Consider the following 19,199-nt stretch of genomic DNA (forward strand, 5'->3'; position numbering starts at 1 on the left):
GGTTGCTCAATGCGCCATCCGGAGGACCTGTCCCGGCTATCCCCAACGCCCCGACTTGGCCAGCACCACCGTCGCGGCGGCGGTCCCGGCCGTCGACGTCCGCAGCACCGTCGGCCCCATCTTGTAAGCGCGCGCCCCGGCCGCCTCGAACGCCGCCAGCTCCTGCGGCGCGATCGACCCCTCCGGCCCGATCACCAGCACCACCGAGCCCGCGTGCGCCACCTCCAGCCCCGCCAGCGGCGTCTGAGCGTCCTCATGCAGCACCAGGGCCTGATCGGCTTCCGCCAGCAGCTTCACCACCTCGGCGGTCGAGTGCAGCGCCGCCACGGTCGGCCACCAGGCGCGGCGGGACTGCTTGGCCGCCTCCCGCGCCGTCGCGCGCCACTTGTTCAGCGCCTTCTCGCCGCGCTCGCCCTTCCACTGCACGATCGACCGACTGGCCGCCCACGGCACCACCGCGTCGACGCCGATCTCGGTCATCGTCTCCACGGCCGTCTCGCCGCGATCGCCCTTGGGCAGCGCCTGGACCACGGTGATCCGCGGCGTGGGTGCCGGTGTGCGCACCACGTCGCGGACATCCAGTTCCAGCCAGTCCTTGTGCGCCACCGCCACCACGCACTCGGCGACCACCCCCGCGCCGTTCGCGAGGTCCACCCGCTCCCCGGCGGCGAGCCGGCGCACGAGGGCGGCATGCCGCCCCTCGGCACCGTCCAGACGCACGCGAGCACCGCGGCCGGCCGTCTCAGTGTCCTGCCAGAAGAAGACCGGTGCGGTGCTCAAGTGCTTCCTTAACGGGTGAACGGCTACAGCGGGCGGCGCGGATGCGGATGCGGATGGCCGGCCGCGGGCGTCAGCGGTCGGCCCTCACCCATCGGCGAGCAGCGGGCAGCGGCAACGGTCAGCTGGTCAGCTGCCAGCGATCAGCAGTCCCGCGGTCAGGCGGTCAGGCGGTCAGCGAGCGTTGAAGGCGTCCCGCAGCCGCGAGAACAGCTTCTGCTGCCCGGGCGCGAACTCCCCGGACGGACGCTCCTCACCGCGCAGCTTGGCCAGCCGGCGCAGCAGATCCTCCTGCTCGGCGTCCAGCTTCGACGGGGTCTTCACCTCGACGTGCACGATGAGGTCGCCCCGGCCGGTGCCGCGCAGGTGCTGGATACCCCGGCCGCGCAGCGTGATCGCGTGCCCGGACTGGGTCCCGGGGCGGACGTCGATCTCGGCCGGGCCGTCCAGGGTCTCCAGCGGCAGCTTGGTGCCCAGCGAGGCGGCCGTCATCGGCAGCGTCACCGTGCAGTGCAGATCGTCGCCGCGGCGCTGGAATATCGGGTGCGGCAGCTCGACGATCTCGATGAACAGGTCGCCCGCGGGACCGCCGCCGGGGCCGACCTCGCCCTCGCCGGCCAGCTGGATCCGGGTACCGTTGTCGACGCCCGGCGGGATCTTCACGGTCAGCTTGCGCCGGGTGCGCACCCGGCCCTCGCCGCTGCACTCCGGGCAGGGCGAGGGGACCACGGTGCCGAAGCCCTGGCACTGCGGGCACGGCCGCGAGGTCATGACCTGGCCCAGGAACGAGCGGGTGACCTGGGAGACCTCGCCGCGGCCGTTGCACATGTCACAGGTGACCGGGTGGGTGCCCGGGGCCGAACCCTCGCCGGAGCAGGCGACGCAGATCACCGCGGTGTCCACGCTGATCTCCCGGGCCGAGCCGAAGGCCGCGTCGGCCAGCTCGATCTCGATCCGGATCAGCGCGTCGTTGCCCTTGCGCACCCGGGAACGCGGGCCGCGCGCGGTCTGGCCGCCGAAGAAGGCGTCCATGATGTCGGTGAACCCGAAGCCGGCGAAGCCGCCCGCGGCACCGCCGGCGCCCCGCGGATCCCCGCCGAGGTCGTACATCTGGCGCTTCTGCGGGTCCGACAGGACCTCGTAGGCCATGCCTATCTCTTTGAACCGCTCCTGGGTCCCCGGATCCGGGTTGACGTCCGGATGGAGTTCACGGGCCAGGCGCCGGTACGCCTTCTTGATCTCGTCCTGCGTGGCATCGCGCCGCACACCCAGGACCGCGTAGTAATCCGTCGACACCGACATGCCCTCGCTAGACTCCGCCCAGAAAAAACTTCATCGAATACACGCTACGTGGAACCAAGAGCTTAGGTCTCAGCCAGTATGCGCCCCACATAGGCGGCTACGGCGGTGACCGCGCCCATCATGCCGGGGTAATCCATCCGGGTGGGCCCGAGTACGCCCAGGTGAGCGACCACATCCCGCTCGCCCCGACCGTATCCGGTGCTCACCACCGAAGTGCCGACCAGACCCTCGTGCGCGTTCTCGTGGCCGATCCGCACCGTGAGTCCGCCCTGCGCCTCTCCGAACAAGCGCAGCAGCACCACTTGTTCCTCCAGCGCCTCCAGGACCGGATAGACCGTGTCCGGGAAGTCGTGCCGGAACCGGGCCAGATTCGCCGTGCCGGCCATCACGATCCGCTCCTCGCGCTGCTCGACCACCGCGTCCAGCAGGGTCGCGATCAGCACCCCGACCCAGTTGCGGTCCTCGGCGGCGAACCGCTCGGAGAAGTCGGCCAGCAGGTTCGGGACGTCGCCCAGGCGCCGCGCGCCGACCTCGGCGTTCAGCCGGGCCCGCACGTCGGCCAGGGTGCCCTCGGGCACCATGGTGCCGCAGTCCACGATCCGCTGCTCGACCCGGCCGGTGTCGGTGATCAGCACCAGCATCACCCGGGAGGGGGTCAGCGGGACCAGTTCCACGTGCCGCACCGCCGACCGGCTCAGCGACGGGTACTGGACCACCGCGACCTGCTGCGTTATCTGGGCCAGCAGCCGCACGGTGCGGGCCACCACGTCGTCCAGGTCGACGGCGCCGTCCAGGAAGGAGTGGATGGCCCGCTTCTCGGCCCCGGACAACGGCTTGACCTGCGAGAGCCGGTCGACGAAGAGCCGGTAGCCCTTGTCCGTGGGCACCCGGCCGGCGCTGGTGTGCGGCTGGTGGATGTAGCCCTCGTCCTCCAGGGCGGCCATCTCGTTGCGTATCGTGGCCGGCGACACACCGATGTTGTGCCGCTCGACCAGGGCCTTGGAGCCGACCGGCTCCCTGGTGGCGACATAGTCCTGCACGATGGCGCGGAGCACGTCGAGCTTGCGCTCGTCGAGCCTGCTCTCGGTCGTCACACCCGCCTCCGCTCTCCTCGGCCCGGCTGGCCCTCCCTGGCACTCACCGCGGGGGAGTGCCAGGGCATTCCTTTCAGTGTAACGGCGAGTAGCGGGGAATGGTCCGTCCCCCGGCGCCGTAATGGCTGCGGCCCAGGTCGTGTCCATCGCGCGACGGCTGTGTCCGCCTGAGCCCCTCCCCCTATTACCGCCCGCGCGTTCGGTATCCGTCCCCGATCTGCCCGCTGCTGGCAGGATCGAAGCATGAGTGCCTGGACCGAGATCGCCGAGGGCGTCTTCACCCGCCGCTTCGAGCCCGTGAACATCACCGTGACCGCCGTGCTCGGCGGGGAGGGCGTCCTGGTGGCCGACACCCGGTGCAGTGTGCGGGAGGGGCGGGAACTGCGCGCGGAGTTGGCGGAACTCACACCGCTGCCGGTGCGCTGGGTCGTCAACACCCACACGCATTTCGATCACATGTGGGGCAACGCGGCCTTCGACGTGCCGCACCTGGTGCCGCCCGCGGACTTCTGGGGCCACCGGAACATGCCGGACTTCGACCCGGACGATCCGGAGTTCGTGGCGTTCCGGGAGACCGTGCGGAACGAGAGCCCGGAGTGGAAGGCGAAGATGGACGAGTTGGTGGTCCGCAAGCCCGATCACCTGGTCGCCGACCGGCACGTCCTCGACCTCGGCGGCCGATCGGCCGAGCTGCGCCACGCCGGGCGCGGCCACACCGACAACGACCTGGTGGTCTGGCTGCCGGACGCGGCGGTCGCGATCAGCGGGGACCTGGTCGAGCAGTCCGGCCCGGTGGCGTTCGGCAGCGACTCCTTCCCGCTGGACTGGCCGGGGACGCTCGCCGAGCTCGCCGGCTTCACCGCCGAGACGACCACCTACGTCCCCGGCCACGGCGACCCCGCGGATCGCGGATTCCTTCAGGGGCAACAGGAATTCGTCACCTCTGTTGCCGCCCAGATCAGGGCCCTGCACGCGGACGGCGTCCCGGTCGAGCGCGCGCTGGCGGCCGGCACCTGGCCGTATGAGGACACTTCCTGGTTCGCCAACGCGGTGAAGCGCGGCTACGCCCAGCTCTCCGGCGGGCTCGGCGTAATCTAGCGGGCGTGCCAGAGCCCGACATCCGCAGCAAGCAATACACCGCCGACCTGTCCGCGACCCGGCGCCGGCCGGTCTCCACCGAAGTGGAAGCGGTCCGCGACCTCGTGGTCGAAGACGTCGAGACCGGCTTCTGCGGCGCGGTGATCCGGGTCGAGAAGATGCCCGGCGGCCCCACGGTCACCCTGGAGGACCGGCTCGGCAAGCACCGCGTCTTCCCGCTCGGCCCCGGCTTCTGGATCGACGGCCGTCCGGTCACCCTCATCGCCCCGAAGACGTCCCAGAGCCCTGCGACCCCGCAGCGGACCGCCTCGGGCTCGATCGCGGTCCCGAAGGCCCGGGCCCGGGTGGCGCGCGCCGGCCGGATCTACGTCGAGGGCCGGCACGACGCCGAACTGGTCGAGAAGGTCTGGGGCGACGACTTGCGGGTCGAGGGCGTCGTGGTCGAGTACTTGGAAGGCGTGGACGATCTCGCGGCGATCGTGGACGGCTTCCGCCCGGGCCCGGACGCGCGGCTCGGCGTGCTGGTCGACCACCTGGTGCCGGGCACGAAGGAGGCGCGCATCGTCGAGGCGGCGATGCGTTCGGCGTATGCCGAGCACCTGCTGGTGGTCGGCCACCCCTACATCGATGTCTGGGAAGCGGTGAAACCAGCCGCGGTGGGCATCCAGGCCTGGCCGCGGGTCCCGCACGGCCGGCCGTGGAAGGAAGGGGTCTGCGAAGCCCTCGGCTGGCCGGTGAACACTCCGGCGGCCTGGAAGCGGATCCTGCGTTCGGTGCGCGATTTCCGGGACCTGGAACCGGAGTTGCTGGGCCGGGTCGAGGAGCTGATCGATTTCGTGACGTCGCCGGGGGCGTAGACCCGACGCCTCACAGCGGTTCACCGCGGTTCAGTGCGCCTCACTGCGGTTTACCGCGGTTCAGTGCGGTTCACTACGGCGCGGCGTAGGACCCGGCGGACCAGTTCTCTTCGTAGGCGCCGTCGTTCGCGCAGTGGGTGCCGCCGTCGAAGGGCAGGACGACGCCGGGCGGGGTGACGCGCACGTAGGCGATCTTCGTGTCGCAGGGCGGGTTGCCGTCGGTGCCGTAGCCGATGGCCATCGCGGCCCAGGCGCCCGGCTTGAGCCGGTAGGACGGCACGCGCTGATCGGGGCTGAGCGCGACCGGGATCCGCAGGTGGTCGGCACCGAGGTAGTCGAGCTCGGGCTGCCCGGGCAGGGTGCAGCTGGTCTTGCCGCGGTTGACGATGACCAGGTTCGAGAACGTGGTGCCGGCCGCGGCGCCGCGCAGCGGCACGATCTTGGCAACCAGCCCGGCACAGGACTCCGTGGTCACAGCGGTCCCGATTCCGGTCGCGACGCCATTGGTCCGCGTCGGGTCGGGATCGGAGCCCGCGGTCGTCAGGGCGCTGACAGCCGCTACCGCCGTGAGCGCTCCGGCGCTGCGGGAGATCGGATGCATGGTTCCTCCTGGCAGGGAACCCCCCTACGGTTGTCCGGCCTCGACCTCTTCCTCGGGGATCCCGAGCCGCTTACGCGCCCACTGCTTCAGCGGCGGCGCGAGCTCGGAGACCGCCAGCAGCCGCTCGGCCTCGGCGCGGTCGCGATGGAAGATCCGGGAGGCGTCGGTGACCGTGAAGCCGTGCTCCGGCCGCGACAACACCTCGACCGGGTCGCCGGCCCCGACGTCGCCCTCGGTCACCACCCGCAGATAGGCGCCGGGCCGCAGGGCCTGCTCGAACCGGCGGGTCATGCGCTGATCGCCGGCCCGGACACCGAGCTTCCAACACGGGATCCGCGGCTGCGCCACCTCGAACTCCACGCCGCCGACCCGCCAGCGCTCGCCGACCACCGCGTGGCTGACGTCGTAGCCGCTGATGGTCAGGTTCTCGCCGACGAACCCGTCCTCGATCTCGCGGCCGAGTTCGGCGGCCCAGAAGTCGAGGTCTTCGCGGGAGTAGGCGTAGACCGCCTTGTGCACGCCGCCGTGGTCGACCCGGTCGGCCTGCCGGTCGCCCTCGACGTGGTGGTCGACGACCTTGACCCGGCCGGGCACCGGATCCTTGAAGATCGCGGTCTGCCGGACCTCCCCGTTCAGCTCCACATCGCGGGGCACTCCGACGTTGACACTGATCAGGAGACCGCCGACGGCGTCCGGGCGCGCAGTGCTCATGGCGCCCATCCTCTCAGTCGACGAGATCGCGGACAACCGCGTCTGCCAGCAGTCTTCCCTTCAGGGTAAGGACCGCAAACCCTTCGGCCAGTAACCGCGGATCGAGCAGGCCCTCGGCGGCAGCGCGGATCGCGGCCTTGCGTCCGGCCGGCTGCAGGATGCTGATATCGCAGCCGGAGTCCAGCCGCAGTTCCAACAGGATCCGCTCGACCCGCCGGTCCTCGGCGGCCAGCACTTCGCGGGCGTGCGCCGGGGAGTGGCCGGCGGCGACGCGCTGCGAGTAGGCGCTCGGGTGCTTCACGTTCCACCAGCGCGTGCCGCCGACGTGGCTGTGCGCACCGGGGCCGACTCCCCACCAGTTCGCGCCGGTCCAGTAGAGCAGGTTGTGGCGCGAGCGGCCCTGCGGCGAGGCGGCCCAGTTCGAGACCTCGTACCAGGAGTAGCCGGCGGCGGCCAGGCGCTCTTCGGCGATCAGGTAGCGGTCGGCGTGCACGTCGTCGTCGATCATCGGCAGCTCGCCGCGCTTCACCCGGGCCGCCAGGCGGGTGCCGTCCTCGACGATCAGCGAGTACGCCGAGACGTGGTCCGGGGCCGCGCCGATCGCGGCGTCCAGGGAGGCGCGCCAGTCGTCGTCGCTCTCGCCGGGGGTGCCGTAGATCAGGTCGAGATTGACGTGCTCGAACCCGGCCGCACGGGCTTCGCGGACGCAGGCCTCGGGCCGTCCGGGCGTGTGCCGGCGGTCCAGGATCTGGAGCACGTGCTCGCGCGCGCTCTGCATCCCGAACGAGATCCGGTTGAACCCACCGGCCCGCAGCTCCGCCAGGTAGGCCGGGTCCACCGACTCGGGGTTGGCCTCCGTGGTGACCTCGGCGTCCGGCGCCAGCCCGAACTCGTCCCGGACCGCGCCGAGCAGCGCGACCAGATCGCGGGCCGGAAGCATGGTCGGCGTGCCGCCGCCGAAGAACACGGTCCGCACCGGCAGGTCCGCGCCGCCGAGCACCTTGCGGGCCAGCCGGATCTCCTCGATCGCGGTGGCCGCGTAGGTGGCCTGGGAGGCACCGCCACCGAGCTCGGAGGCGGTGTAGGTGTTGAAGTCGCAGTAGCCGCAGCGGGTCGCGCAGTACGGGACGTGGATGTAGAACGCGAGCGGCGTGCGGGACAGGTCGGGCTCGGCGAGGGCCTGGGGCGGCAGCGATCCGTCTGTGGGGACGGGTTCACCGTCGGGAAGAACACCTGGCATGCCTTTATTGTCTCTTACAGGTCAGGTCGCCCCGACCCACTGCGCCATCGTGGCCTGCACCGCGGAGCCGTCGATGTCGGCCAGCTTGGCCCCGACGAACCCGCGGGCCCATTCCGAGGTCTGGACCCGGAACGGCGGGTCCGCGGCGTCCAGCACCTCCGCAATCGTCGCGGCGGCCGCCTCGGCGCTCTGCGCGTTGCCGAAGGACTGGCGCGCACGCTCGATGTAGGCGTGCAGGGCGGGGCCGTAGGGACCGGCGTCGGCGACCATGGCCCGCACGTCCAGCCGCTGGCTGGCGACGAACTCGCTGGCCACCGCGCCGGGCTCGACCACCGTGACCCGGACCCCGACGGTGGCCGCGACCGAGGCCAGCGCCTCCATGAAGCCCTCGACGGCGAACTTCGCGGCGCAGTACGCCTCGTTGAACGGCTGGCCGACCGCGCCGCCGACACTGGTGACGGTGACCAGCCGGCCCCGGGAAGCGCGCAGGTGCGGCAGCGCGGCCTTGGTGACCTCGACCACGCCGAAGTAGTTGACCTCCATGGCGGCCCGGACCGGATCCATGCCGCTGACCTCGATCGTCCCGACCAGCCCGGCCCCGGCGTTGTTCACCACCGCGTCCAGCCCGCCGTGCGCGGCCGCCGTCCGGGCCACGCAGGACCGGATGCCGTCCGCGTCGGTGACGTCCAGCCGCTCCACGTGCACCCGGCCCCCGACGCCCACGGCACCGGCCTCGGCGAGCAGTCGGCCGGCCTTACCGGGGTCGCGCATGGTGGCCACCACATCCCAGCCGGCGCGGGCGGCGCCGACCGTCGCGGCCAGGCCGATGCCGGAGGAGGTACCGGTGATGAGGACGGTCTTCGACGCGGTCATGGGCATCATCGCACCGGAGCGGCGCGGGATTCGCAAGCAGACGGCGCCCGGGCGATCGACGGCGGGCTGTGGGTCTACGCGACTGCGCGGGCCTACACGATCAGCCGCGGGCTGCGGACCTACGCGGTCGCGGCTACCGCCGCACCCTGCTCCTCCGCCACGGCCAGCAGCGCCGGCGGCCGGATCCGCACCGCCAACGGCATCGCGCAGCCGGCGGCCGCGAACACCGCCCCGATCACGAACCACCCGGCCGGGGCCCAGTCCACGCAGGTGAGCGAGTAGATCCCCGGCGCGAGCGACATCGCGGCCCCGGTGATCATCCCCAGCAGCCCCTGGTACTGCCCCTGCGCGTGCTCGGCCGCCAACTCGTATCCGAGCTCGAACACCCCGGCCTGCTGCACGATCTCCCCGATCGAGTGCACGGCGGCCGCGACCAGCAGCAGCACCACCGCCGCCCAGGCCGGCACCCACCCGATCGAGCCGAACAACACCGCGGCCCCGGCGAAGACCCACCCGGACCGCACCGTCGCCCGCACCGCCTTGGCGATCGTGTCCACGCCCCGGCTCATCCGCACCTGCAACCCCGCCACCAACACGGTGTTGATCACCAGCACCGCCCCGACCGTCCAGCGCGGCGCGTGCCCCAACTTGGCGATCCACAGCGGCGCGGCGAACAACAGCACCTCGAACTGCATGCTCATCACGCCGATCAGCGCCGCGCAGGCCAGGAACCGCCGGTCCGCCAACGCGAGCCACCGGTTGGCCCCCGGCGGGACCGGCAGCGGAGCCATCCGCGGCACCCGCAGCGCGATGGCCGAGGAGACCAGGAACGAGGCGGCGTTGAAGCCGATCAGGCCGACGTACCAGGCCCGGGTGTCGAAGACCAGCCCGAGCCCGCCGGCCACGCCGCCCAACGCGATCCCGACGTTGGTGACCGACCGCAGATACGCGCGGAACACGGCCTTGTCCGCGCCCCCGAACCGCGCGATCATCGCCCCGCGCGCCGCCCGATTGCTGGAGGCGACCAGGTTCTCGACCACTGCCACCCCGAGAAACTGCCAGAAGCTGTGGACCATGGTGAAGCCCACCATCACCAGCCCGGACATCACCCCGAGCACCACACTCACCTCGCGCGGCCCCCGCCGGTCCGCCAGATGCCCGACCGGTACTCCCGCGACCAGCCCGAACAGCCCGGCGATGGTCAGCCCGAGCCCCACCTGCGCGGCCGGCAGCCCCACGGACCGCGTGAAGTACATGACCATGACGGTCATGTACATGCCGTTGCCGATCGTGTTGACGAACGTGGCTACGGCCATGGTCCGCTGGACCCGGTCCTGTGGCAGCACGCGCAAAACACCCTCCCGTGGCGATCTCCCCAACGCCTGAAGTGCCGAGCTTAGCGTCATGCCCAGTCACGCCGGAAGGGTATTACAACTGCTCATCGCGGACGGTGCGCGGCGTGGCTCGCGCGGGTGGTTATTCCGTAGAACGCCGCGCAAGCGATCCCTACAGTGGCGCCATGCGAGTCCACTATCCCCGCACTGCTCACCTGCCCTGGTCGCCCGGCGCCACGGCGGATGATGTGCGTGCCCGCGATTTGTCGGGGCTCGAAGGCCGATACGTCGTCGTCACCGAGAAGATGGACGGCGAGAACACGACTCTCTACAGGGACGGCCTCCATGCGCGCTCTCTAGACTCCGCGCATCACCCTTCGCGCGCTTGGGTGAAGGCGCTTCACAGCCGCATCGCCGCGCGCATTCCTGAGGGGTGGCGGATCTCTGGGGAGAACCTGTTCGCGCGACATTCGATCTCTTATGGGGATCTGGACGGGTACTTCTACGGCTTCTCTGTATGGGACGGCGATCAGTGCCTGGACTGGACGTCCACTGTGGCGTTCTTCCAGGACCTCGGAATCCCGACGCCACGGGTGCTCTGGGCCGGCCCGTTCGACGAGAAGCTGATCCGGAAGCAGCTGAAGCTGGACCTGACGCGCCAGGAGGGGTACGTAGTACGGGCCGCGGAGGGATTCGCCTATAGCGAGTTCGCGGAGCGGGTCGCTAAGTGGGTTCGGCCGTCGCATGTGCAGACTGATAAGCACTGGATGCACGCCGAGGTGGTGCCCAACCAGCTGGGAGCCAAGGCGCCGTTCTGGGCTGTGCGCAGTGGGGTCGACGTCAGCGCTGAGGACTTGACCACTGCGCTCTCTGTAGAGCCGGTGGAGCAGGACGACCTCTTGTTTGATGCTTACTCCCGCCTCGATGCCGCGAACTGCTACGGCAACACACGCTTGGTCGGAGCTACAGCTTCCCTTCTGCATTCCCGACCGCGAGCGGCGCTTATGGCGGGCCTTGCAGCGTCTCTGGAGATGCCGACTGTGCGACGTATCGCGGATGCTGTGGGCCTCGCGCCTCGTCTGCATACGTCCATTGACGACGAATACCGGCGTGCGGGGCTTGCACGCATGTCGTTCGGTACGGACTTGGCCATGCTTCACTCTGTTGCCGCCGCTACGGCTTCGGACAGCGCTGCTATGGAGAACGTCACGTGGTCGCTCTTGTTCGCCGAGGACTGCGGGCTGCTTCCCGGATCGCCTATACAAGGGCTCCGCTCGGCTTGTCGTGATGCCTTCGCCGAGCTGTCGCCGCTGGCTGCCGACCGTTGCTGGGGCGAAGCTCGTCTGCTGTTCGCTGAAGGCCGCATCTCGTCCGCGGAAGAAGCTGCTGCGGCCACTTGGCGATGGCGTGACGGCGATTTCCCGCGGTTGCTCCACCTGGTGGGCGTGTCCGGCAGCGGCAAGAGCTCGACGGCCTCCGCTCTCGCAGGCCGGGCCAATACCGATACCGATAGCACTGTGCTCGTCAGTCTCGACGACCTCCGCACCGCGCGTGGGTCGCGGGCCGATCAGTCGGCTAACCAGGAAGTGCTCTCTGCCGGGCTGCGGCTGCTTGACGAGGCCTTGGCGCGCGGAGCTGATGTGGTCTGGGACGCGACGTCCCTGACCCGCCAACAGCGAGGACTCGTGGACGGGGCCGCTCGACGCCGCAATGCCCTGATTGAGCATCGGGTGCACTTGGCACCTGCCGCTGTGCTGGAAGAGCGGAACGCTCAGCGTGCGAATCCCGTCCCCGCGAAGGTGTTGACCGCCCAGGTGCGCCGCTTCGATCCGCCGTACCCCGGCGAGGCGCACCGCGCGACGTACGTCGACACCGTCGACGGCGATGCCTCATTCGATTGCGATGCCTCGTTCGACAGCCTCGCGTACTCGATCTGGGAGGGCTGAGCGGCGATGCGTACCAGCCAGGAGATCTACCACCGGGTGCGGTGGGACGCGCGCTTCGACGCGTCGCGGTTCGTGCTCGGCCTGGAGCAGCGCGGGCGCGGGCCGAAGCGGGTACCGCTGCCTTCGTTCGATCCGCACGGCGACATCCCGTGGCACCGCGTCCTGTTCTTCGAGGCCGACGGCCGGCTGGTCTGGGACCGGGCCTCGGGCCTGGACGCGCTGGACGCGTCCGGCGCGGGGCTGGCGCGGCGGGAGCGGCTGTTGGCGGCGCCGTTCTTCGAGCCGCGGACGCCGCATGCCTTCGCGGAGGGCCGGTGGCAGCCGGTCGCGGATTCGGCCTCGTCTTCATCTACGGCTTCGGCTTCGGCTGGATCCGGGTCGTCCGGGTCCGGGTCCGGCTCGGGGACTGATTCGGAGCTGCGGGTTCTGACATGGAACACGCTGTGGGATCGCTATGACAAGGAGCTGATCCACACCGCCGAGCGCCGTCCGATGCTGCTGGCTGCGTTGCGGGACGCGGACGTCGACGTCATCGCGTTGCAGGAGGCCGAGCCGGCGCTGGTCAAGATGCTGCTGGCCGAGGAGTGGGTGCGCGCCGAGTGGACGCTCGGCGGCGATCCGCGCTCGTCGGATGTCGCCGACAGCGGTGTGTTCGTACTCAGCCGGCTGCCGGTGATCGAGGCGGGATGGCATGAGCTGGGTCGCTACAAGGCGGTCACAGCGCTGGTCGTCGAGACGGCCGCGGGGCCGGTTGTCGTCGCCGACACGCACCTGAGCAGCGATCACTCCGCGAACGGCGCGGGGCTGCGTGCCGAACAGCTCGCGCAGCTCGCGGACGGATTCCGCCCAGCATCCCCGGCCCCGCTCAAGACGGTTCCGGTACCCGTGGTGCTGGTCGGCGACTTCAACGACGACACCGAGGCACCGGCCACGCGTCTGGGCCTGACGGACGCGTGGACGCAGGTTCACGGCACGGCCGACGACACCGCGACGTTCGACCCGTCGGTGAACCCGCTGGCCGCGATCTCGTCCCTGACCGGGCAGGCCAAGCGCCTGGACCGGGTGCTGCTCCTCGGCGCCGAAGCCTCCCAGGCCCGGCTGGTCGGTGACGCGCCGGACGCGGACGGGCTCTACGTCTCCGACCACTACGGAATCCGCGCGGTGGTGACGCCTTCTGCCTCGATGCCGAGCCCGAGCCCTGAGGCCGCCGCGACCGTCCCCGCCGCCGCGACCGACACGGCACCGACCGCCCGCACCGCTGTCGCCTGGCTTCCGCCGACCTCGGTTTGGGACCCGATCCAGGAGGTCCGGCACCGGCTCGATCCCCAGGTGCTGCGCTGGCCACCCCACATCAACCTGCTGTTCGGCTTCATCCCCGAGTCCGAATTCGACGCCGCACTCCCCCGGCTCGGCAAGGCCGCGGCCACAGTCGGCGGCTTCGCAACAGAGCTGGCGGAGGTACGGCACTTCACCCATCGCCACGACAGCACCCTGTGGCTCCACCCCACCGGCGGCGCTTGGCAGACGCTCCACGCGGCGCTGCTCGAGATGTTCCCGACCTGCCGCAACCGCGACGCCTTCACGCCGCACCTCACGATCGGCAAGGTCGCGGACCCGAGCCGCACGGCGGTCAAGCTCGCGCCCGTCACGGCCGAGGTCACCGAGCTGGCGCTGCTCTCACGACGCGGCGAGGGCCCGATGGAGGTGCGCGCGATGGTCGAGCTGGGCAGTGGCGCGATTCGCTGGATGGATGCCGCCGCCGGCGCTGTCCCGCACGACGCCGCCACCGCTGCCTCACATGACCATGCCGCCACCGCTGCCCGTATCTCGCACGACGCCGCCGCTGCTGCCTCGCACAACCATGCCGCCACCGCTGCCGCCGCCTCGGACAACGCTGCCGCCGCCACCCTCACCGCCCGCATCACCCAAGCCCTCCCCGAAGCCGTCGTCCACACCGTCGGCTCCCGCCGCACCGGCACCCACCTCCCCGGCGCCGACCTCGACCTCGTCGCGGCCGTCCCCGGCGCCCCGGACATCGACGCGCTCCAGCGCCGTGTCATCGCCGCGCTCGGCCCCGGGCACCGCGTGCGGCAACTGGTCGCGGCACGGGTGCCGGGGCTGCGCATCGTCGCGCCGGGACTCAACGCCGATCTCGTGCTGGCCCCGACCGGCGACATCGCGCCCGCCGAGGCCGTCGCGCGCCGCGCCGAGCTCGGCGAGACCATCGCCAGCTCCCTGTCCGCGGTCTCCGACGCCGAGGCGATCCTCGCCCTCCGGCCGGGCCCGCATGTCCGGGTGGCCAAGGCCTGGGCCCGCGCCCGGGGCCTGGACGCCGCGCCGCTCGGCGGGCTGCCGGGACTCGCGTGGGCGCTGATGGCCGCACGCTGCCGCGACCTCACCGACTTCTTCGAGACCTGGGCCGCCCACGACTGGCGCGAGCCGATCCCCACCCCCACCGCGCCGATCCGTGACCTGACGCTGCACCTCACCCCGGCGATGCGTGACCTGGTCAGCGAAGAGCTCTACAGCGCGTGGGAGACCGTCACCTCCGCGCCCGATCCGCTCCCGCTCCTCCTCGCGCCGCCACCGATGCACCGACGGCACCGGCGCTGGGCCGTGATCACCCTCGGCGCGGACGGCATCGAACAGCGCGACGTGCTGGAGGGACGCGTCCGGGGCCGCACCCGCAGCCTGCTGTCAGCCCTCGACGAAGCCGGGATCACCGACGTCCACGCTTGGCCCCGCGCCTTCCACGCCACCGCGACCAGCACGGGCATCAGCGCCGGCATCAGCGTCAGCACCGGCACCGGCACCGGCACCGACGTCAGCACCAGCACCAGTCCCGCCACAGCCGCCGAACTCCGCTTCGCGATCGGCCTGGGCCGCACCCCGCCGACCCGCGATGAACTGGCCGGGATCGCCAAGCCCTGGCTCCGCGGCCTCAACGGCGTCACGGTCGAGCTCGCCGACAACGGCAGCGTCCCCACCCTCGTCTGACCGCGACGTGCGTAGAACTACGTAAGTTGTTGCGGGCCGGGCAGGCCGGGCGAGCCGCCGGCCCCGGCCGCTTAGGCCATCCCTCCAACCGTCACAGTCCGCATGCCGTCCCCGGCGACCCGCCCCCCGATCTCAGCCCACCCGGTCACCTGCGCCGGCCGAGCCAGGATCTCCGATCCCCACCCCTGCCGAATCACCAGCGGCCGCCGCAACGCGCCGACCTGCCGCATCGCCGCCGACCCGGTGGCCTCGTCCTCGTCGACCCCGCTGTCGGCCGCGAACACGCGGGCCCGCATGACCCCGCGCGGCTCGTCCAGCCAGGCCCAGAACTGGTGTCGGCGGTACTCCGGCCCCGGCGGCACCGACAGCGTCTCGACCGTGGCCTCGTCGGCGACCTCGACCAGGCCCCAGGCCGGGGCGTCGTCTATCCGGCCGCGGATCCAGGTGCGGCCGTCCTCGGACCAGGTCTGGACCTCGGCGGCCTGCTGCGGGCGCAGTGTGGGCACCTCGCGGCCGGTGAGCCGGGACAGCAGCCAGGCCGTGCCGACCAGGGGGTGCCCGGCCAGCGGCAGCTCGGCGGCCGGGGTGAAGATGCGCAGCCGGGCCTCCTCGACGTCGTCGACGAAGACCACCTCGCTGAACCGCAGGTCCGAGGCCAGCTTGCGGCCGGCGTCGGCGTCGAGCTTGCCGGCGCCGAGCACCACGCCCAGGTTGTTGCCGAACAACCCGTGCGCATCGGTGAACACCCGGACTATGTGGACGTCGGCCATCACGCTCATGCCGCCAGGCTACTGCCCGCGCCCGGCCGTAAGCGTGTTACTTCGCGGCTTTACCCCTCGGCGTTACCTCTTGCGGTTACTTCTTGGGGTTACTTCTCGGCGCTACTTCTTGGCCTTGTCACCGGTCTCGTTGGTCAGCGCGGCGATGAAGGCGTCCTGCGGCACCTCGACCCGGCCGACCATCTTCATCCGCTTCTTGCCTTCCTTCTGCTTCTCCAGCAGCTTGCGCTTGCGCGAGATGTCGCCGCCGTAGCACTTGGCGAGCACGTCCTTGCGCATCGCCCGGACCGACTCGCGGGCGATCACCCGGGAACCGATCGCGGCCTGGATCGGCACCTCGAACTGCTGGCGCGGGATCAGCTCGCGCAGCCGCTCGGTCATCCGCACGCCGTAGGCGTAGGCCTTGTCCTTGTGCACGATCGCCGAGAACGCGTCGACGGTCTCGCCGTGCAGCAGGATGTCCACCTTCACCAGGTCGGCCTGCTGCTCGCTGGTGGGCTCGTAGTCCAGCGAGGCGTAGCCGCGGGTCTTGGACTTCAGCGAGTCGAAGAAGTCGAAGACGATCTCGGCCAGCGGCAGCGTGTAGCGGATCTCGACGCGGTCCTCGGACAGGTAGTCCATGCCCAGCAGCGCCCCGCGCCGGCTCTGGCACAGCTCCATCACCGCCCCGACGAATTCGTTCGGGGTCAGGATGGTCGCCCGCACCACCGGCTCGTGGATCGCCGTCACCTTGCCGCCGGGCATCTCCGAGGGGTTGGTGACGATGTGCTCGGTGCCGTCCTCCATCTCGACCCGGTAGACCACCGAGGGTGCGGTGGCGATCAGGTCCAGGTTGAACTCCCGGTCCAGCCGCTCGCGGATGATCTCCAGGTGCAGCAGGCCCAGGAAGCCGCAGCGGAAGCCGAAGCCCAGGGCCGCCGACGTCTCCGGCTCGTAGACCAGCGCGGCATCGTTGAGCTGCAGCTTGTCCAGGGCCTCGCGCAGCTCCGGGTAGTCCGAGCCGTCGATCGGGTAGATGCCGGAGAACACCATCGGCTTGGGTTCCTTGTACCCGCCGAGGGAGTCGGTGGCGCCCTTGTGCTGGGTGGTGACGGTGTCACCGACCTTGGACTGGCGCACGTCCTTCACGCCGGTGATCAGGTAGCCCACCTCGCCGGCGCCCAGGCCCTGGGAGGGCGTGGACTCCGGGGAGATGACGCCGATCTCCAGCAGTTCGTGGGTGGCGCCGGTGGACATCATCTGGATGCGCTCGCGCTTGCTCAGGTGGCCGTCGACCACCCGGACGTAGGTGACCACGCCCCGATAGGAGTCGTAGACCGAGTCGAAGATCATCGCGCGGGCCGGGCCGTTCGGGTCGCCGGCCGGGGCCGGGACCCGCCGGACCACCTCGTTGAGCACGTCCGGGACGCCGACGCCGGACTTGGCGCTGACCCGGAGCACCTCGTCGGGCTCGCAGCCGATCAGCCGGGCCATCTCCTCGGCGTACTTCTCCGGCTGCGCGGCCGGCAGGTCGATCTTGTTCAGCACCGGGATGATCTGCAGGTCGTTCTCCATGGCCAGGTACAGGTTGGCCAGGGTCTGCGCCTCGATGCCCTGGGCCGCGTCGACCAGCAGGAGCGTGCCCTCGCAGGCCGCCAGCGAGCGCGAGACCTCGTAGGTGAAGTCCACGTGCCCGGGGGTGTCGATCATGTTCAGGATGTAGGTCTTGCCGTCGTCGGCCTGCCACGGCAGCCGCACCGCCTGCGACTTGATGGTGATCCCGCGCTCGCGCTCGATGTCCATCCGGTCCAGGTACTGCGCGCGCATGGCGCGCTCGTCGACCACACCGGTGAGCTGGAGCATCCGGTCGGCCAGGGTCGACTTACCGTGGTCGATGTGGGCGATGATGCAGAAGTTGCGGATCAGCGCCTGGTCGGTGTTCGACGGCTGCGGGATGTTCGGCGGCAGGGCGGGCAACTCGAGGTCCAGTCTGTCCGGGGCGGCGTGCTGAGGATCTGGGAGCCGGCTCTCTTTGGGAGCTGGCTATTTGGGGCTGGCTACTGGGGGGCTGGGGATCGGCTACAGGGTTTATTACACTGGCACCTATCGTCCCATGACCTACGGGGATAGTGGGACCGGTATATGCGGACGTCACCGGCCACGTGCCCGGTTTGGGTCCGCACACGGGCGCCTGTTAGTCTGGTCCCTTGCGTGGCGCGTGCGTTGCCTCGCGCCCACCACCAACTATCTCACCAAAGCAGAGGCATCTTTCAGTGGCGAACATCAAGTCCCAGATCAAGCGGATCAAGACCAACGAGAAGGCGCGCCTGCGCAACAAGGCCGTCAAGTCTTCGCTGAAGACCGCGATCCGCAAGACCCGCGAGGCCGTCGAGTCCGGCGACACCGCGAAGGCGCAGGAGCTGGCCCAGGCCGCCTCCCGCGAGCTGGACAAGGCCGCCTCGAAGGGCGTCATCCACGCGAACCAGGCCGCGAACAAGAAGTCCGCGCTGGCCAAGAGCGTGAACGCCCTGCAGGGCTGACCCTTCCCTGCCATGCGGTCCCTCTCGCCGCGGTAGAGAACTTCCTCCTCGGCGCGATCCCTTCCCCAAGGGATCGCGCCGAGCGCTTTTGTACCGGTCCCGCACAGCGCGGCCGCCATACCGCGACGTGAGGAGTGGGACCGGCGCGCTACGCTGAGCGCGCTGTCGCAAGCACACGGGTATCACAGGGGGTGGGGACGACTTCATGGAGCCGCTGCGATCGGGAGATCCGCGAAGGATCAGCAGCTACGAGATCCTGAACCGGCTCGGCGCCGGCGGGATGGGCCAGGTGTACCTGGGACGCTCGCCGTCCGGACGCCGGGTCGCGGTGAAGGTCATCCGCCCCGAGCTCACCAACGACGCCACGTTCCGCCAGCGCTTCCGCCGCGAGGTCACGGCGATGCGCCAGGTCTCCGGATTCTTCACCGCCCCGGTGGTCGACGCCGACCCCGACGGCGACCCGGCCTGGCTGGCCACGGCGTTCGTCCCGGGGCCGTCCCTGGAGAGCGCGGTCACCGACGGCGGCGCGATGCCGGACCAGGACGTCCTGCTGCTGGCCGCGGGCCTGGCCGAGGCGCTGAACGCCATCCACCGCGAGGGCCTGACCCACCGCGACCTGAAGCCGGGCAACGTCCTGATGGCCGACGACGGCCCCCGGGTCATCGACTTCGGCCTGGCGGTCACCGCCGAATCGGCCGGCGCGCACCTCACCCAGGCCGGCACCGTGGTCGGCACCCCGGCCTTCATGTCCCCGGAGCAGGTCTCCGGCCAGCAGGTGGGCCCGGCCTCGGACGTCTGGTCCCTCGGCGCGGTCCTGGCCTACGCGGCCACCGGCGCCTCCCCGTTCGGCGACGGCGGCACCATGGAGACGATGCTGCGCGTGATGAACGGCGAGCCGGACCTGTCCGCGCTCACCGGCACGCTGGCGCAGCTGGTCAGCGCATGCATGATGAAGGACCCGAACGCGCGGCCCACGCCGGCCCGGATCCTGCAGGTGCTGTCGGAGGGCGCCGGGGTACAGCCGACGATGGCTATGGAGGTGCAGCCTCCGGGCGCTGACGGCGCGGGGGC

Annotated in this window: 16 protein-coding genes; 6 read left to right on the forward strand and 10 right to left on the reverse strand. The window is 70.9% G+C overall.

The genetic code is table 11. The features are described 5' to 3' along the window. Positions 1-36: 36 nt before the first annotated feature. The 3 genes from KGQ19_RS21660 to hrcA form a co-directional block, all read right to left on the reverse strand. On the reverse strand, positions 37-780 hold the full coding sequence (locus KGQ19_RS21660; RefSeq protein WP_212011031.1) for a 16S rRNA (uracil(1498)-N(3))-methyltransferase: 744 nt from the start codon (positions 778-780) through the stop codon (positions 37-39). Positions 781-951: 171 nt separating this feature from the next. After that, positions 952-2,073 carry a molecular chaperone DnaJ gene (gene dnaJ / locus KGQ19_RS21665; protein WP_212011045.1) on the reverse strand — a complete coding sequence of 374 codons (1,122 nt, stop codon included), beginning with the start codon at positions 2,071-2,073 and terminating at the stop codon, positions 952-954. Between the two features lie 68 nt (positions 2,074-2,141). After that, positions 2,142-3,173: a heat-inducible transcriptional repressor HrcA gene (gene hrcA / locus KGQ19_RS21670; protein WP_212011032.1), complete on the reverse strand. Its 1,032-nt coding sequence runs from the start codon at positions 3,171-3,173 to the stop codon at positions 2,142-2,144. A 243-nt stretch (positions 3,174-3,416) separates the two neighbouring features. Here hrcA and KGQ19_RS21675 point away from each other — a divergent pair, with 243 nt between their 5' ends. Together KGQ19_RS21675 and KGQ19_RS21680 are read left to right on the forward strand one after the other, a co-directional pair. Beyond that, entirely contained in the window at positions 3,417-4,271 is an 855-nt protein-coding gene (locus KGQ19_RS21675) for an MBL fold metallo-hydrolase (RefSeq protein ID WP_212011033.1), read from the forward strand. A 20-nt stretch (positions 4,272-4,291) separates the two neighbouring features. Beyond that, the gene (locus KGQ19_RS21680) at positions 4,292-5,128 is read left to right on the forward strand and encodes a DUF3097 domain-containing protein (RefSeq protein WP_368862136.1); all 837 of its coding nucleotides are present in this window, start codon (positions 4,292-4,294) and stop codon (positions 5,126-5,128) included. 73 nt (positions 5,129-5,201) lie between these two features. Here the strand turns inward: KGQ19_RS21680 and KGQ19_RS21685 are convergent, their stop codons facing one another. The 5 genes from KGQ19_RS21685 to KGQ19_RS21705 all read right to left on the reverse strand — a co-directional run bounded on the left by KGQ19_RS21685 (position 5,202) and on the right by KGQ19_RS21705 (position 9,899). Next, a complete protein-coding gene (locus tag KGQ19_RS21685; RefSeq protein WP_212011035.1) occupies positions 5,202-5,729 on the reverse strand; it encodes a DUF4232 domain-containing protein in 528 nt (175 codons plus the stop codon). A gap of 24 nt (positions 5,730-5,753) precedes the next feature. After that, on the reverse strand, positions 5,754-6,440 hold the full coding sequence (locus tag KGQ19_RS21690) for an MOSC domain-containing protein (RefSeq protein WP_212011036.1): 687 nt from the start codon (positions 6,438-6,440) through the stop codon (positions 5,754-5,756). Positions 6,441-6,453: 13 nt separating this feature from the next. After that, the gene (gene hemW / locus KGQ19_RS21695; protein WP_212011037.1) at positions 6,454-7,680 is read right to left on the reverse strand and encodes a radical SAM family heme chaperone HemW; all 1,227 of its coding nucleotides are present in this window, start codon (positions 7,678-7,680) and stop codon (positions 6,454-6,456) included. Between the two features lie 21 nt (positions 7,681-7,701). Then, complete coding sequence (locus tag KGQ19_RS21700) at positions 7,702-8,562, reverse strand: SDR family NAD(P)-dependent oxidoreductase (RefSeq protein WP_368862135.1); 861 nt, start codon at positions 8,560-8,562, stop codon at positions 7,702-7,704. A 110-nt stretch (positions 8,563-8,672) separates the two neighbouring features. Then, positions 8,673-9,899, reverse strand: coding sequence for an MFS transporter (locus KGQ19_RS21705; RefSeq protein WP_307856471.1), 1,227 nt, complete (start codon positions 9,897-9,899; stop codon positions 8,673-8,675). 173 nt (positions 9,900-10,072) lie between these two features. Here KGQ19_RS21705 and KGQ19_RS21710 point away from each other — a divergent pair, with 173 nt between their 5' ends. Both KGQ19_RS21710 and KGQ19_RS21715 read left to right on the forward strand, forming a co-directional pair. Continuing rightward, positions 10,073-11,833: an RNA ligase family protein gene (locus tag KGQ19_RS21710; RefSeq protein WP_212011039.1), complete on the forward strand. Its 1,761-nt coding sequence runs from the start codon at positions 10,073-10,075 to the stop codon at positions 11,831-11,833. Positions 11,834-11,839: 6 nt separating this feature from the next. Next, positions 11,840-14,830, forward strand: a complete 2,991-nt coding sequence (locus tag KGQ19_RS21715; RefSeq protein WP_212011040.1) for an RNA repair domain-containing protein — start codon at positions 11,840-11,842, stop codon at positions 14,828-14,830. 71 nt (positions 14,831-14,901) lie between these two features. Here KGQ19_RS21715 and KGQ19_RS21720 read toward each other — a convergent pair whose 3' ends face one another. Both KGQ19_RS21720 and lepA read right to left on the reverse strand, forming a co-directional pair. Continuing rightward, positions 14,902-15,609 carry a PhzF family phenazine biosynthesis protein gene (locus KGQ19_RS21720; protein ID WP_212011041.1) on the reverse strand — a complete coding sequence of 236 codons (708 nt, stop codon included), beginning with the start codon at positions 15,607-15,609 and terminating at the stop codon, positions 14,902-14,904. Between the two features lie 102 nt (positions 15,610-15,711). Continuing rightward, a complete protein-coding gene (lepA, locus tag KGQ19_RS21725) occupies positions 15,712-17,565 on the reverse strand; it encodes a translation elongation factor 4 (protein WP_307856472.1) in 1,854 nt (617 codons plus the stop codon). Between the two features lie 296 nt (positions 17,566-17,861). Here lepA and rpsT point away from each other — a divergent pair, with 296 nt between their 5' ends. Together rpsT and KGQ19_RS21735 are read left to right on the forward strand one after the other, a co-directional pair. Next, complete coding sequence (gene rpsT, locus KGQ19_RS51140; protein WP_212011042.1) at positions 17,862-18,128, forward strand: 30S ribosomal protein S20; 267 nt, start codon at positions 17,862-17,864, stop codon at positions 18,126-18,128. Positions 18,129-18,333: 205 nt separating this feature from the next. Continuing rightward, positions 18,334-19,199, forward strand: an 866-nt coding sequence (locus KGQ19_RS21735; RefSeq protein ID WP_212011043.1) for a serine/threonine-protein kinase, incomplete at its 3' end; no start/stop codon positions are given.

This window comes from Catenulispora pinistramenti, assembly GCF_018274385.1.
In the GTDB taxonomy this organism is placed as follows: domain Bacteria; phylum Actinomycetota; class Actinomycetes; order Streptomycetales; family Catenulisporaceae; genus Catenulispora; species Catenulispora pinistramenti.

Bases quoted from the DNA above. Each gene is read 5' to 3' on its own strand.
- KGQ19_RS21675 (WP_212011033.1), top strand. From the start codon at position 3,417: ATGAGTGCCTGGACCGAGATCGCCGAGGGCGTCTTCACCCGCCGCTTC.
- KGQ19_RS21685 (WP_212011035.1), bottom strand. From the start codon at position 5,729: ATGCATCCGATCTCCCGCAGCGCCGGAGCGCTCACGGCGGTAGCGGCT.
- KGQ19_RS21690 (WP_212011036.1), bottom strand. From the start codon at position 6,440: ATGAGCACTGCGCGCCCGGACGCCGTCGGCGGTCTCCTGATCAGTGTC.
- hemW (WP_212011037.1), bottom strand. From the start codon at position 7,680: ATGCCAGGTGTTCTTCCCGACGGTGAACCCGTCCCCACAGACGGATCG.
- KGQ19_RS21700 (WP_368862135.1), bottom strand. From the start codon at position 8,562: ATGATGCCCATGACCGCGTCGAAGACCGTCCTCATCACCGGTACCTCC.
- KGQ19_RS21710 (WP_212011039.1), top strand. From the start codon at position 10,073: ATGCGAGTCCACTATCCCCGCACTGCTCACCTGCCCTGGTCGCCCGGC.
- KGQ19_RS21715 (WP_212011040.1), top strand. From the start codon at position 11,840: ATGCGTACCAGCCAGGAGATCTACCACCGGGTGCGGTGGGACGCGCGC.
- KGQ19_RS21720 (WP_212011041.1), bottom strand. From the start codon at position 15,609: ATGAGCGTGATGGCCGACGTCCACATAGTCCGGGTGTTCACCGATGCG.